Below are 795 nucleotides of genomic sequence, written 5' to 3'. Positions count from 1 at the left end.
CGGCACCTTCAGCGAGGTGTCGCGCACCTCGCGCGCCTTCTCACCGAAGATCGCGCGCAGCAGCCGCTCCTCCGGGGTCAGCTCGGTCTCGCCCTTCGGCGTGACCTTGCCGACCAGGATGTCGCCCGGCGCGACCTCGGCGCCGATCCGGATGATGCCACGCTCGTCGAGGTCGGCCAGGACCTCCTCCGACACGTTGGGGATGTCCCGGGTGATCTCCTCCGGGCCCAGCTTGGTGTCACGGGCGTCGACCTCGTGCTCCTCGATGTGGATCGAGGACAGCACGTCGTCCTGGACCAGCCGCTGCGAGATGACGATGGCGTCCTCGTAGTTGTGGCCCTCCCACGGCATGAACGCCACCAGGAGGTTCTTGCCCAGCGCCATCTCACCGTCGTCGGTGCACGGGCCGTCGGCGATGACCTGGTTGACCTCGACCCGGTCGCCCTCGGCCACGACGGGCTTCTGGTTGAAACTGGTGCCCTGGTTGGAGCGCCTGAACTTGGCCACCCGGTACGTCGTCCGGCTGCCGTCGTCGTTCATGACCGTGACGTAGTCGGCCGAGACCTCCTCGACCACCCCGGCCTTCTCCGCGCTGATCACGTCACCCGTGTCGGTCGCGGCGCGATACTCCATGCCGGTGCCGACCAGCGGCGCCTCGCTCTTGAGCAGCGGCACCGACTGGCGCATCATGTTCGCGCCCATGAGCGCGCGGTTGGCGTCGTCGTGCTCCAGGAAGGGGATCATCGCGGTGGCCACCGACACCATCTGGCGCGGCGACACGTCGATGTAGTCGAC

At 68.2% G+C, this 795-nt stretch carries 1 pseudogene; it reads right to left on the bottom strand.

Annotated elements, in window-relative coordinates:
* Nucleotides 1-795, bottom strand: a pseudogene (locus FAF44_RS53450) (DNA-directed RNA polymerase subunit beta); the annotation flags it as partial.

This window comes from Nonomuraea sp. MG754425 (assembly GCF_021699195.1).
Classification (GTDB): Bacteria; Actinomycetota; Actinomycetes; order Streptosporangiales; family Streptosporangiaceae; genus Nonomuraea.
The sequence above is the reverse complement of the archived record's forward strand: the minus strand, read 5'-3'. Positions and strand labels throughout refer to the sequence as shown.